Source organism: Xanthomonas sp. NCPPB 1067 (genome assembly GCF_020783795.1).
GTDB lineage: Bacteria > Pseudomonadota > Gammaproteobacteria > Xanthomonadales > Xanthomonadaceae > Xanthomonas > Xanthomonas melonis.
Genome location: NZ_JAJGQG010000004.1, coordinates 209,344 through 223,493, shown reverse-complemented (window position 1 = coordinate 223,493; position 14,150 = coordinate 209,344). Strand labels below are relative to the sequence as shown.

Genomic DNA, 14,150 nt, shown 5'->3' with positions numbered 1-14,150 from the left:
CGACGCGACGCGTCCCCATGCAAACCTGCGACTCCACCTAGGGCAGAGCCACGGCTCAAAGATTCTTGCCGAAGCGCATCCAACCAATACCGGTAGCGGTACGCATCCCAGGCACGAAAGTACAAATAAAAAACCCTGGATATCGGCTGATATCCAGGGTTCGAATTTGGAGCGGGAAACGAGATGCTCACTTCTGCCCTAACTCCTTGATCCATAAGAGGTTTGTCAGACAACCCTCCGTTGGAAGAACGCTATTATGTACTACTTTTGAGGACCTGGCAAAGTCTGGAGCTTAAAAATAGGCGGACGAGGCTTCCGATGATGGGATGCCTCCCCGCCAACAACCCAGGCCTTGGCTCATCCGCTGCCAGCCACTCAGTCCATTTCGCCGTGATCGCTGAATTTGACAGCTGGACCGGTAGCAAACAACCAAGAGCCGTTATTTGCCCATCCGTCGCGGACAACCACTTCGCAGCGGTTGCGGTCCTTTACCTCGGTGGGGCCTATGTCAAGTATCCACCGCTTTGCGATCGCTGGATACGCCAGATCTGATTGCGTCCAGGCGAACGCGCGCATCGATTTGCTACCATTGAGTAGCGCCGGTATGTGCATTGCAATGTCGACGGTAGATCTGGCGCGCACAAACAATAGGCGGTCACCAGGGAGCGGTGCCAATGCATATCGAAAGTGTCACCATCACCGGATTCCGGTGCTACGGCCCCGTCCCGACAGTCATCCATCTCAGCCCGGGCCTGACCGGGTTCGTCGGGGCCAATGCTTCCGGCAAGACAGCGGCACTCCAAGCCCTCATGCGCCTCTTCGGGGTGACCCGGGCACTGCGCACGGTCGTCCTATCTGACTTCCATGTGCCACCTACTGAGGCCCAGCGCCCCAAATCGCGGACGCTAACCATCGATGTGCGGCTGAGCTTGCCGGAGTTGGCGGACGGTAGCGCCACTGCGGCAACCGTGGCGCCCGTATTCCGTCATATACGGGTGGAGCGGCCCGGTGGTACTCCGCTGTGCCGGTTGCGGCTGCGCGCTCGCTGGGATGATGACGGTACGGTCGAAGGTACCGTCAGCCAGGAGCTGAGTTGGATCGGGACCGCCGAGCCGACCGTCCGCGATGACCAGGCTTTCCCCGTGGCGCCCGCTGACCGTGGCTTGATCCAGTTGTTCTACACACCAGCCATCCGTGATGCAGCAACGCAGATTCGCGCCACGACAGGGGCTCTCGCCGCGCGGCTGCTTAGGGCCATCGAGTGGTCAGCAGGGACGCAGTCTGCGGTTAACGCAGCCACGGAACAGCTGACGACCGCGTTTGGCAGCGAGAAGGCTATCCAGGCGATCAGTCGGTCGCTGTCCCAGCGTTGGGACGCTCTGCACGAGGGCGACATCGACTGCGCGCCGGAGCTCAGCTTGACGAGCCGGCGCTTCGAGGAAGTCGTCGCGCGCATCGGCGTGATGTTCAAGCGCGGCCCGGCGGGCCAGGACCGTGGGCTGGAGGCCTTGAGCGACGGGCAGCAGTCCCTCTTTTACTTTGCGCTGGCGGCGGCCGTGTTCGATGTGGAGCGAGCTGCGGTGGCAGGCCGGATCAGGGGGTTCCGGTCCGAGGACCTCAGCGTGCCTGCCCTGACCCTCTTCGCGGTCGAGGAGCCGGAGAACCACGTCACTCCATACTACCTCTCACGGATCCTGAAGCAGATCCGCAGTCTGGTGGAGACTGGTGCCGGGCAGGCGTTGGTCAGCAGCCATGCACCCTCGGTGCTTGGGCGCATCCCCCCAGAGGATGTGCGCTATTGCCAACGCGATACGGCTAGCGGAACGTCGACCGTCAAGCCCATTCCGATGCCCGCCGGCAGCGTCGAGGCGATCAAATTCGTCCGCAATGCCTTCCTGGCCTTTCCGGAGCTGTACTTCGCGCGATTCGTTCTGCTAGTCGAAGGCGACTCCGAGCGCATCGTGCTACCGCGGCTGGCCGAGGCCCTAGACCTCCTGGTCGATCCGTCCTTCGTGGCCATCGTGCCGCTCGGTGGTCGCCACGTGAATCACTTCTGGCGACTTCTAAAGGGACTAGGCATTCCATATGCGACGCTACTCGACCTCGACTTGGGGCGAGACGGCGGTGGCTTTGGCCGCGTCAAGAACGTGCTGCAGCAGCTACTTGCATCGGGAACCCCTCGTGAGCAGATCATGACCCTGTCTAACGACACGGTCCTGACCGACGAGCACCTCGCAACGATGGACACCTGGAACGGTGCGAACCTCGAAGGCTGGCTCGACTATCTGGAGCGCTCGTCGTCGGTCTTCTTCTGTTGGCCCTTGGATCTCGATCTGGCCATGCTGCACGCCTTCCCGGCCGCTTATGCAGCCACCATCGAAGGAACAGGGCCGCGCATGACCAACGAGGCCGCCGCCGAGGTGGTCCTGGGAACGGCAGGGCCCGGCCTGACCGGCTACACAGGCAATGCACAGCCTTTTTGCGCTCACATGGCCGCCTATCGCTATCACTTCCTGACTCACAGCAAGCCCGCCACCCACCTGCGCGCCCTAACGCACATCGATCTGCCCGCGCTGCGTGCCGGCATGCCACCTGCACTCAAGCGTGTGCTGCAGCGCATCGCCGTCGAGGTGTCACCGCTGTGAGCGTGGCCCTGCCGCCGCTGCGTATCCCAGCGGCCGACTGGCTGCCGGTGGGCGTCGACAGCCTTGAGCCGAATGCACTGACTGTGGTGCGCTCTAGCGAGCACTGTTCGGTGCTCGCTGGACCGGGCGCAGGCAAAACGGAGTTGCTGGCACAGCGGGCGGCATTTCTCTTGCAGACGGGCGCCTCCCCCGCCCCGCAGCGCATCCTGGCGATCAGCTTCAAGCGCGACGCGGCGCGCAATCTGGCCCGCCGCGTACGCCAGCGCTGCCACGCGGATCACGCAAGGCGCTTCGACTCTCTCACGTTCGACGCATTCGCCAAAAGCCTTGTTGATCGCTTTGGACAAGCGCTGCCGGACCGTTGGCGGCCGACAGCCGACTACGGCATCCTGTTTGCGAAGAAGGCCTACTGGATGGACTTCCTGCGACGTGCGGGGCAGGCCCAGGACAACCCGTTCGGAGCTACCGCAGTACAGACCATTCCGGCCCCCTCGTTCGAGCGACTCCATGTCCTAGACGCCCCTCTGCCGGAAGCTGGCTGGCCCACCACCACGGCCGGCCGGTGGGCAGGGCAGCGCTTTTGGGATCAACAATTGCGCAGCGCCGAGCGCAGCTACCTGTCCTTCCCAATGCTCAGCCGCTTGGCCGAGCTCTTGGTACGCGTCAACACAGCGGTACGTCATGCCCTGGCCCTGACCTATTCGCATGTGTTCATGGATGAGTTCCAGGACACCACCCAGGCCCAGCTCGACCTCGTTCAAACCATTTTCCTCGGCACCTCGACGGTCATGACGGCCGTGGGCGACAACAAGCAGCAGATCATGCGCTTCGCGCTCGCGATGGATGATCCATTCGGTGCCTTTGAGCTGTCCTTCGCAGCGAAGCGCATCCCGCTGCTCAGCAACTACCGGTCATCGCCCGAGCTGGTCCGCATTCAGCACGTGCTAGCGCAGGCCCTGGACGCGAGTGCAGCGCGCCCCGAATCCAAGGCGAAGGCAGCCATCTACGACGCCTGCTGTTCCATCTGGGACTTCTCCAGTACGCGCGTAGAAGCCAGCACGTTGGCAGCTTACGTCGCGGCGAAAATGCGCGAAGACGGCCTGCAGCCCACCGATTTCGTGCTGCTGGTCCGGCAGAAGGCGGAGGACTATGCCCAAGTGCTGACGCCCGCTTTCGCGGCAGCCGGTATTCCTGTCCGCAACGAAGCCACTTATGTCGGCAGCCAAATGCTGCAGGAGTTGCTGACGGAGCCGCTTTCAGAGTTGGTGCTCGTGATGCTGCGCCTGGCCTGCGCCGCACGCGGTGGAACGAGTTGGAGCGAGGCTCAGCATGCGTTGGCCGAGTTGCGCGGCATTGACCCCACCGATGATCGGGCCCGGCGCGCGCTGGCCCGCGATCTGGATGGCTTCGCCAGTGGATTTGTCCGACTGCATCCACAGCCACCGTCCACCGAAGCGCAAGCTCGGTCCATGGTCCAGGCAGTGCTGGTATTCCTGGATCCCAATGCCTTAGTCGCCGCGCACGTTCCCTATGGCCAGGGAAACTGGTTCGCCGAGGTGGAGAGTAGCGTCGTGCTGCACCTGCTGGCCAGCGCCGCGCAAGCGCAGGACTGGCGTGCAGCACTGGACGCCTATGAGGGCGTCAACGCGCTCCCCCTGATGACTCTGCACAAGAGCAAAGGCCTGGAGTACCACACAGTTGTTTTCGTCGGGCTCGATGACGATTCCTGGTGGAGCTACACCCAGGACCCGGTCGATGCAACTGCCGGATTTTTCGTCGCATTCACCCGCGCCAAGCAGCGGGTAATTTTTACCTACTCGCCCGAGCGCGGCCAGCGAGCGACGGTCGCGCCGCTCTACGAATTGCTCGACAAGGCCGGCGTTACGCGCGTTGCCGTGGCGTAGATCGAATTCAGGACAGGAGGCATCCACAATGATCCCGCCCAGCATCTCCACCTTCGGCGCCGCCCCGTCAATGGTGGGCTACCTATACCAGGTCCGACTTGCCCTGCTGTGGGCAATTCGCCGCAGCCGTACCAGCGACTTCGTCGTCAGCCTGGAAACATTAGATGACGTGAGTTTCGAAGTCGGCGGAGAACCGCTGGCAGTGCTGCAGGCCAAGCACTCTCTGAAGGCGGCTGCGAACCTGACAGATTTGAGCGCAGAACTGTGGAAGACGCTGCGCGTCTGGCTTGTCGGTCTGGCCAGCGGTGAAATTCCGCTTGGCACAGCGCGCTTTCTGATCACCACCGCGGCGGCCGCGCCTGGAAGCGCATGCGCCGCCCTGGGCATCGAAGGCCGCGACCGCGACGTGGCTGAGGCGGCCAAGCGACTCAAGCATGCAGCGATCAGTTCCACCAACAGCGAGCTAAAGCCGGCTTTCGAGGCCTACCTCGCACTGGAGGATAATGAGCGCGAAGGCCTGCTGGCACAGGTCTACGTGATCCCGTCGCAGCCCGACGCCGTCGAGATCACAGAGCAGTTGCAGTCCGAGCTCTACCATGTCGCTCTGAACCATCAGGCGCTGTCGGTGCAGATGCTCGAAGGTTGGTGGTTCAAGCGGGTGCTGAAGGAACTGGTCCACCCCGAGGGCGGCATCCCTCGCGCCGAGATCGACGCGCAGATCTCGGACATCCAGGAATCGCTGAAACCCGACGCCCTGCCGATCGATGAGGACCTCGACGCGCTGATGATCGCGCTGGAACAACTGCCAGAATTCGCTGATCGCCCTTTCTACAAACAGGTCGAACTGGTAAGCGGTAGCCAACTGCGCATCCGAAACGCGATCACCAGCTATCTGCAGGCTTTTCGGCAACGCTCTGCCTGGACCCGCCACGACCTGCTGTTCGATGCCGACCTGGACAAGTACGACAAGCGCCTGCAGGCCGAATGGGAGCTGCAGTACGGCCAAGTCTGCGACGAGCTCGGCGCGGACGCCACCGATGCGGCAATGGCACAGGCGGGGCGCGCGCTCCTGAAGTGGGCAGAAGACGCCCATGTCTTCATCCGTTCGGGTGTGGATGTCCCTTGGGTCTGCCGCGGTTCGCTGCACATGCTCGCAGAGGACATGCGCGTGGGCTGGCATCCACAGTTCGAGACCCGGCTGAAAGCCGTCCTCGACGCTGCCGCTCAGGGGAAGACAGCATGACGGCTTGGCAGGATCGCACCATCGAGCAGCGCAATCTGCTCAACCCAGCCTTCTGCGCCGTCGCAGTGTGGCATCTCGCGCATGGCTACACCACCGAGGCGAAGGCTCTCGGCACAGGCCAGGCGGCGCTGCCGTTTGAGCTGGCCTTCGTGGGCGCGAGCCTGGTGCTGCGTGGCCAGACGCGGGAGCAATTGCCTCGCACGATCACGAGTTCACTGGCCACCTGGGTGCACGATCATCCGCTGGAGCGTTCGGCCGTCGCCAAGGGCGTGGTCGTGTTGCGGCAGACGGTCCGCGAGGCCTTGCTGTTCGGCGCGCAGCACCAACTGCTCGCGCTGGATGGCCGCCGAATTGCCGCCGGCGAATCGCAAGCCAAAAAGATCAAGACCTACTTGGGCGCATCGAGCACCGAGGTGAGGGACTGCATGCGCCAGGCCGTGTTCGTCGGTCGTTGGCTGTGCAAAGCGGGCGCGCCCCCAACCGTGTTGGCGCTATTGGGAGTTCAAGCATGATTCAGATTCGCGCCGTAGTGATCTACAGCCACGACGGACGCCACCGCGTGGTGCCCTTCGAACCAGGCCGCGTCAACATCATTTCTGGAGACTCGCGCACGGGCAAGTCGGCGATCCTGGGCATCATCGACTACTGCTTCGGGGCTAAAGAGATCGACGTGCCCGAAGGCAAGGTCCGCCGAAATGTTGCCTGGTTTGCATTGCTGCTGCAGACAACGCGTGGTCAGGCCTTTGTGGCGCGGCAACTGCCGATAGGAGACGGCAAGTCCAACGAGGTGGTTTATGTGCAGACCGACACTGAGATCGACATTCCCCCAGCCTCGGTGCTGCGCCAGACCACCAACCGAGAGGGGCTGCGTTCGCTATTGGCTTCCTGGACAGGCCTGTCGGACTATCTGCATGAACCGCCACCTGGGCAAACGCGCGATGCGCTGGCCGCCACCATCAGCCATGCGCTCACCTTCTGCTTGCAATCGCAGAACGAGATCGCGCAGCGCAAGCACCTGTTCCATGGCTCCAGTGACCGATTTGTAGCGCAGGCGATCAAGGACACCCTGCCCTACTTCCTGGGCGCGGTCACCGACGGCTACGTCGCCAATCAGCAGGAACTCAAACGCGTTCGTGCCGAGATACGCCAGATCGACCGCCGGCTTGCGGAAGCCGCCGCAATCCGAGGCAATGGCGTTGGCCGCGCGGACACGCTGCTGGCCGAAGCCAAATCGGTCGGAATGAGCGAGCTCCCTGACAGCGCATCCTGGCAGGAAAAGCTCGACACACTGCGCGAGATTCAGAACAGGCCGGTGCCTTCGGCAGCGGCAGAGGTCGACGGCGACGCTGAGTTCCACAGGCTCTCCTCGGTGCGCAGCGAACTCCTGCAGGAGCAGCGCACCTTGCGGTCCACGCTTGAGCGTGCACGCAGCTTCGAAGGCAGTTCCAAGGGGTATTCGACGGAAGCGCGAGAGCACACAGCGCGCCTGCAAGCTGTGAGCGTCTTCGAGCATGACCAGCCAGGACATGCCTGCCCGTTGTGTCTGCAAGGGCTGCCCGAAACCTCGAAGGTTCCGTCCATCGGCGACCTCCGGGCCGCCCAGGACTATATCGGCGAACGCAGTGGCGCGATGGATGCAGCGACCCCACGCATCGAGACCGCCATCCAGGATGTCGAGACCAAGCTATCAGATGTGCGCCGCCGCATGGAAGACAACCGCGTCCTGCTGACGGCAGTCAAGCGGGGCAACCAGCGTCTGCAACTGGCATCGGACATGGAAGCGCGGCGCGCCATGGTGCTCGGCCGGATCAGCCTGTACATGGAAAACATCCCGCAAATGCCGGATCTCAGCGCGCAGCAGGAGCGACTGAAGGAACTGCGGCTGCAGGAGGGCCTGCTCGACGAGGCGGTCAGTGCCGACACCATCCAGGCCAAGATGGAGTCCTGCTTGTCCAACGTCAACCAGCATCTATGGAATTACGCCAAGCAGATCGACCTGGAGTATTCCGATACACCCTTGCGCCTGGACCCTCGCAACCTGACCATCGTGGCGGACACGCTGGAGCGGCCTGTGCAGATGCGCGAGATCGGCAGCGGCGAGAACCATGTGGGCTATCACATCGTGGCGCACCTGGCCCTGCACACTTGGTTCGCGAGCCGCGGGCGGCCAGTGCCATCTTTCCTGTTACTGGATCAGCTCTCGCAGGCGCACTTCTCTCCGGACACGGTGCCGGGAGAGGGAGTGACTCAAGAGAAGATCGACACCGATCGCAAGGCCGTGAAGCGCCTCTTCGGCCTTATCTTTGATGTGGTCGCCAGCCTGCAGGGCAAGTTCCAGGTGATCATCACGGATCACCCGGACTTTAGCGATGACACCCGATTCCAGGACGCGCTACGCGAGCGCTGGCGTGACGGACTCAAGTTGGTACCCGAAGATTGGCCACGTGCCACCTGAGCGCCTTCGTGCTGGCGTCCATACCTCTGGGTGCGAATGACCGCCAACGGCAGGAGCAGTCATTGGGACGTTAAGACAGGAAGACCGCAATCAGCCTGAAGAGGATCTCGGACGAGGCCTATCCAACAGCAGCTTCTGGCCGATACCAGTCGGGCTTAGGGCGATCACCTAGTGGTGTTCATGTTAGTGGGCTTGCTCGTCAACTTAGCTGGAATAGAAACTCACGTGTGCTACTCCGGACTCCTGCGACACTCAATAGACGATTCGATATGGCTTCCAAGACCTAGGACTGACATCAACGGTCATCAGATACGCGGCAACCAAGGCTCCCCGGCACCATAACCGGTAGCCGGCAGGCCTTCAATTCTTGGTTGCCCTCGTCCCTGAAAGCCAATCCATAAGAATCAGGGCGGGCGCAATTCGGATTGTCTGCCTATACGGACGCGCGACCCCCCAACATCAAGCTCCACGCTAGGCGCGGAGATTTCATGACCCTCTACACCACAGACTACTTGGAGTACTACCTCACGCTGGTCGGCTGGATCGTGCACAACGGGATATGGAACATCTTGGTCGCCAGCGGCATGTTCGCCCTGCCCTTCGTGTCCATCGTCATCCAAGAATGGCTCCGGGCGCGCACCGAGGGTGCCGACGAGGGGAACAAGGGAGTGCTGTCGGCGGTCCGCATCGAGAACCGCGTATGGGTCGCCATCGTGGTCATCCTGTTCGCCGGCATCCCCTTCATCAACGTCAATCTCTCGACGATCCAGTTCGATGCCTCGCGCTCCACGCAATGCAAGGTAGATTTGGCAACACCGCAGGACACACGATGGTCCAATGCCTTCACCACGCTCAACAATCAGAGTGCGCAGGTACCGGTCTGGTGGTTCTTCATGCATGCGGTTTCGAAGGCCGTCACGGGCGCGGCCGTCGCCGCCATCCCGTGCGGTACCGATCTGCGGCAGATGCGCATGGAGATCGACAGCATACGCATCAATGACCCCGTGCTGGCCCAGGAAGTCGCCGACTTCACACACGACTGCTACGGCCTCGCGCGCGCAAAGCTATTCATGGGCCGCCCGGCGCTCTCCGAAGCAGAGATGAACGATGTGACCTGGATCGGATCGGCCTACTTCCTGGGCACGGACGGGTTTTACGACACCTACCACTCGCAAACACCGCGCTCTGCATGGCCCTATAACGCGACGCGCGATGCAGGCCTAGCCCAGGTGGACAACGGAGGCGGCTATCCAACCTGCCAGCAATGGTGGTCGGACGGAGACCAAGGTTTGCGTAACCGTTTGCTCGCCCAGGTCGATCCCGATCTGCTGTCGCGTATCGGGCGATGGGTGGGTTTCGTCTCACGCCAACAGGCGGACGATGCCATCATCCGCGCGATCGCCGCACCGCGGCAGCAGACAATGAACCAAGGACAGGCCTACGCCGACTACGGCGGCCAGGTGGACATGACGCTACCCAACATCGTGACGCGCGGCGCAGCTGACGTCGGTCTGGCAGCTGGCTCGATCGGGTTCTTCCCGGCGATGGATGTGGTACGGCAGGCGCTGCCGATGGTTCTGTCGTTTCTCAAGATGGCGATGGTCATCTGCATCCCTCTCGTACTGCTATTCGGCACTTACGACCTCAAGGCCGTGGTGACGATGAGTTGCGTACAGTTCGCGCTGTTCTTCGTGGATTTCTGGTTCCAGTTGGCGCGCTGGCTTGATAGCACCATCCTTGATGCGCTCTACGGGTGGAATTCACCGCACAGCAACCTCAACCTGTTTCTAGGCCTCAACAATGCCTTCGGAGACATGCTCCTGAACTTCGTGATGGCATCGATGTTCATCGTTCTTCCGAGCTTCTGGGTTATGGCATTGGCTTGGGCTGGGGTACGAGCCGGCAATCTCGTAGGAGCGCTAACAGCGGCAACAGGAGACGCGAAATCAGCGGGAGGAAGTGGCGGAAGAGGCGTGATAGGAGGCGTGAAATCAGTCTTCAAATGAAAATTTACGAATCTTCGCCAGTGTCTCCCATATCGTGACGCCACTCATTTTTGTCATAGAAGCCATATCCAGAATGGCCGTCCCGCCACTCTGGTTTTGATGGAGTCTCTAGTTCAGATTTGCTTACAACCCAAATCAATGCAAGGGAAGTAGCAATCAACAAGGCAACCCCAAAAGCCACGTAGATAGCAAGGCCGAGAATGACGAACTTGACGCACCAACTCACGAGTAGTGCAGTTTCCCGAGATGGGACGAAAGCGGCCACCCATTCATTAAACTGGCTGTCGCGCTGTACCAGCCAGCGCCACACCCTCCTCGCAGCACGTCCAGCCCTGCGGCTCAATGTTGGCTTGGAGTAAGAGGTAGCCATCATGGTGTCCTCCTGCAATCGTTGGATCAGGTGTTGAATGGATTCCGGATCGAAAGGCTTTCTTCGATGATGAGGCCGTGTTGCATGTCTTCCGTGTACAGGGTCTGACAGCCTTCGATGGCTGCCGCCGCAATGATGCAGGCATCGTAGAACGACAGCTGGTGCCGTTCGGCCAACTGCCGAGCCCGGTCGTGCACTTCGACCGTGAGAGGCACAACCTTGCAGAATTCCCGCACCAGCGCAAGGAATTGCCCCACCTCGCCCCACCCCATCTTGAGCTTGCGCACACACACGTGAGTAACTTCGTTGAGCACCTGCACGCTGATGATCGGCCGCCGCTGAAGGAGCTTTTCAGCATCATCCGCCTTCGCGGAGTCCTCGGACAACAGGTAAAGCACCACATTGCTGTCCAGGAATATCTTGGCCCTACCCCCGACCATTGGCCTCTTCCCGGTTGAACCTGAAATCTGCCGGCAGCTTGCCGCGGAACGCGCGAAGCCGCTCCAACAGAGCTTCCGAACCTGGCTTCTTGCGCACCGCGAAAAGGCGTGGCTCGTCCACGACAATCTCGATGTCGTCGCCCTCGCGCAACTCCAGGGCCTCCACCAGGCTTGCAGGCAGACGCACTGCCAGACTATTGCCCCACTTTGCGACTTGCATGTTAGCGCCCTTCAAGGATATACACAATTGACGTATATCCTACAACTCCTGACCGTCTTCGCAACCCCGGCTTCATTACGGCAGTTACGCCCGGCCAGGCACGTCAAAGGGGAAATGGAATGGAAGGGGCAGTAAGGGGAAAGGCTCTATCCTGAAAAGGAAAAAAGGCTTTTCGCTGTTTTTTTGCCGCCAAAACAGTGGCAACCGCCGAAGAGCCAAGCTTGTTAGCAGCGACATGCCCCTGCACGAATCAAAGTGCAGCCAGGGATGCTATCCAAGTCGCTGGCGATGCCTTGATGCTCACCCCACCAACGACTCGTCCAGGTTCCCGAGCTGCGCGCGGGCGAGACCGGCCTGCCAGTACGTCGATAGATGCTCGACCAGTTCGGGATTGGTCATCCCACGCACGCCGGTCGCCTTGAAGATGATCCAATTTTCCTTGGCGTTGTACCAAGCGCGCCGGACGCTGTGCCAAGCACTCGTCACGTTCTTGTCCCTGAGCGGAACCTCGTAGCCTTGGGACAAGTCGACGAACACGATTAGGTTTTCGCCGCGATGAGTGCCCGCACCTACACGGTAATTTTCGATCGCGGTCCACGGTATCGGCTGCGTCAGATCGGCGTAGTGCAGTCCCTGCTCCCCGAGCGTGAGGAAAGGAACTTTGCGGCGACGGCCTAATGCCCTTCCGAGCGCTCCAAATGCAATACCTATCAGCAAGAACGCCGAGGCGACCAATAGCCCACCCTGCCGAGCAAATGACAGCATTGCCAAACCAGGCACCACACACAGAAGCGCCAACATCCACAGCAACACGCTGAGCGCCCTTCCTCCTTCATACACCGCGATGGTTTTGCGCCCCTGGGCAGCAAGCTCGCGCAACTGGGCACGGGAAGGGGTGGAAGGTTGGTCTTTTTCGTTGTCCATGTGCTGACTCTGGTTCCTCTTTGGATTTTGGTCCAGATTCCCCCAGCACGATGCGTCACGATCGTCAGCACGTGCCGGGGGTACCTCTTTAGATAAGACGAACCAGACGGCAATTTCCCCCATGGCAGAACGCCCCGGACTTGCGCAAACATGACGACATCGAAGATATCGAAATTTCAGTTCAGAACCACCGACACCGAGTTCTCTCAGAACTGCTACAAAGAACTGGCGAGTCGAACACCTTGATCCAGCAGCCCGGAGGCGGCGGACAGAGAGGAGACATGTAAGTAGCGATCAAGCAAGACTCGGACTGATCCACCTGACGCAGCGCCTGACGTGCGAAACTTCCCAGATCAAGTTCCGCAAAGGTCTGCATGGCGAGCCTGACTGTCCATGACACCACAGTCACGCGCCCTTTTCGCGCTCAATTGCTTGCATGATCGGCGCAAGGACGATCTCGCCCACCACTGCTGCGCCAGGCCCCTCGCCCATCAACTCGACAATGCGGCGCTCATCGAGCCGACCGGCCACGATGTCCTCCCGCATCTTCGCGACCAGTGCCGCTTTGGCGAGTTCAAGCGTTGCGCTCGCCATCTGAGACAGCCCATTGATCGAAGTAGGATCGTGCGCTGTCATTGAGTCAATGATTGGGCCAAGCACAGGAAGCAATTCAGCTGGAAGGCTTTGCTTGAAGTTTTTAAGTACCCATTTAGCCATGTTGAAAACGCGCTGCGCCTGCCCATCTACTACGCGACCGATAAGTTTGTCGCCTTCGAAGTATGACGCGATGGAATAAGCGGCGAGCTCAACATGCATCTTGGCGGCCGTCTTGGCGAGGGAATGGGCCTCGATCCGCTGTATCAAATCAGTGAACACAGCCTCTTGGGTATTTCCAGAGATGGCCGTGGCCAAGCCTTCCGTGGGGTCTGCTGGCCGAGTGACTCGAGCGGTGGCTGAAGCAGCCTCGACTTTCTTGATGTCGTTGGGCGGATGAGCAGCCATGGGATCGATGTCGACTGTCACCGTCCTGGTCGTGACGCCCGCACTCGCATCCCCAAAGTGCATACCAAAGTGGATTGCCGAGAACAGCGAGAAGCGCCCAAAAATCTGTCCATCTGCAGCGTCAACCCCAACCACCACGCGATGCCCAAACTCAAAGGCATTCGGAGTCGCGTCGGGCTGCGGGTCAAAGTCCCACCAAACCGGCGCATGGCCACCCCAGGGTGCCTGAGCGGCCTCTAGTGTTTGCAGCGCTGGCCCCAATTTCGGATCGACAGGACCATCCGCAGGTTCGCCACAGCCGCCTCGAATTTGGGCGACCGCAGCAATGGCTTGGGTATAAGTGATGAAATCTGCAACGTCGTTCGATCGCGCCAGCTCCGGGAACGCCTGGGCCAAAAAGGTCTGCGTCACATAAGCCACGGCGCCGAGGCCGCACCGGCCGCCAAACCGGCGCCGGTGGTGGACCGCATCAAGGAAGTAGGGGCGCTCTTCTGGCCTCCGTAGCAGCTTCACGTCGATGCCCATGGCCTTTTGCTCCGCCAGCCATTGCTTCATCGCTTCTCGATTGGGAAAAGACATGTCAACCAGCAGGCCGTTTTCCACATGCTGCTGCGAGATGACGCGTGACGCCGTGAACGAGTTTTGCTTAACGGAAAGCCTCAACTCCTCCCCGGTATGCGGGTCCCGCGCGTAGACACTTTTGACATCGTCTGAGTGGTCTGGAACCACTCCCAACTGCGCGTTGAGAACATCCATCTGATTCGCCAGATCCGCGACCAGACCGGAATAGCCGTTATCGTGCTTGGTGCAGTAGATCTTCTTGTTGATTCGCCTACCGCCCAGTGCGGCCGGAAAGACGTGTTCGCCAGAACCTGCGGCTTGGCCGCAAACGATGCACGTATTCGCCATTTCGCTCCTTCCCTGCTTGTGGCCGCTCATCA

General features: G+C 60.9%; 11 protein-coding genes. 6 read left to right on the top strand and 5 right to left on the bottom strand.

Annotated features, from left to right (window positions below; translation table 11 throughout):
- Window positions 1-674 precede the first annotated feature (674 nt).
- The 6 genes from LL962_RS05355 (at window position 675) to LL962_RS05330 (ending at window position 10,253) form a co-directional block, all read left to right on the top strand.
- A complete protein-coding gene (locus LL962_RS05355) occupies window positions 675-2,645 on the top strand; it encodes an ATP-dependent nuclease (protein ID WP_228316192.1) in 1,971 nt (656 codons plus the stop codon).
- The gene (locus LL962_RS05350) at window positions 2,642-4,549 is read left to right on the top strand and encodes a UvrD-helicase domain-containing protein (RefSeq protein WP_228316191.1); all 1,908 of its coding nucleotides are present in this window, start codon (window positions 2,642-2,644) and stop codon (window positions 4,547-4,549) included. Before LL962_RS05355 ends, LL962_RS05350 begins: the two co-directional genes overlap by 4 nt.
- 28 nt (window positions 4,550-4,577) lie before the next feature.
- Window positions 4,578-5,792: an ABC-three component system protein gene (locus tag LL962_RS05345; RefSeq protein ID WP_228316190.1), complete on the top strand. Its 1,215-nt coding sequence runs from the start codon at window positions 4,578-4,580 to the stop codon at window positions 5,790-5,792.
- The gene (locus LL962_RS05340) at window positions 5,789-6,304 is read left to right on the top strand and encodes a three component ABC system middle component (protein WP_228316189.1); all 516 of its coding nucleotides are present in this window, start codon (window positions 5,789-5,791) and stop codon (window positions 6,302-6,304) included. Before LL962_RS05345 ends, LL962_RS05340 begins: the two co-directional genes overlap by 4 nt.
- A complete protein-coding gene (locus LL962_RS05335; RefSeq protein WP_228316188.1) occupies window positions 6,301-8,247 on the top strand; it encodes a DUF3732 domain-containing protein in 1,947 nt (648 codons plus the stop codon). The genes LL962_RS05340 and LL962_RS05335 overlap by 4 nt, the downstream gene beginning before the upstream one ends.
- 488 nt (window positions 8,248-8,735) lie before the next feature.
- Window positions 8,736-10,253, top strand: a complete 1,518-nt coding sequence (locus LL962_RS05330) for a conjugal transfer protein TraG N-terminal domain-containing protein (RefSeq protein WP_228316187.1) — start codon at window positions 8,736-8,738, stop codon at window positions 10,251-10,253.
- Window positions 10,254-10,257: 4 nt separating this feature from the next.
- Here LL962_RS05330 and LL962_RS05325 read toward each other — a convergent pair whose 3' ends face one another.
- The 5 genes from LL962_RS05325 to LL962_RS05305 form a co-directional block, all read right to left on the bottom strand.
- Entirely contained in the window at window positions 10,258-10,626 is a 369-nt protein-coding gene (locus LL962_RS05325) for a DUF3742 family protein (protein WP_228316186.1), read from the bottom strand.
- 23 nt (window positions 10,627-10,649) lie between these two features.
- On the bottom strand, window positions 10,650-11,063 hold the full coding sequence (locus LL962_RS05320) for a PIN domain-containing protein (protein ID WP_228316185.1): 414 nt from the start codon (window positions 11,061-11,063) through the stop codon (window positions 10,650-10,652).
- Window positions 11,050-11,283 (bottom strand): AbrB/MazE/SpoVT family DNA-binding domain-containing protein, encoded by a 234-nt coding sequence (locus LL962_RS05315; RefSeq protein WP_128421519.1) that lies wholly within the window; start codon window positions 11,281-11,283, stop codon window positions 11,050-11,052. Before LL962_RS05315 ends, LL962_RS05320 begins: the two co-directional genes overlap by 14 nt.
- Window positions 11,284-11,583: 300 nt before the next feature.
- A complete protein-coding gene (locus LL962_RS05310; protein ID WP_228316184.1) occupies window positions 11,584-12,207 on the bottom strand; it encodes a hypothetical protein in 624 nt (207 codons plus the stop codon).
- Window positions 12,208-12,612: 405 nt separating this feature from the next.
- Window positions 12,613-14,148, bottom strand: coding sequence for a hypothetical protein (locus tag LL962_RS05305; protein ID WP_228316183.1), 1,536 nt, complete (start codon window positions 14,146-14,148; stop codon window positions 12,613-12,615).
- Between the last annotated feature and the right edge of the window lie 2 nt (window positions 14,149-14,150).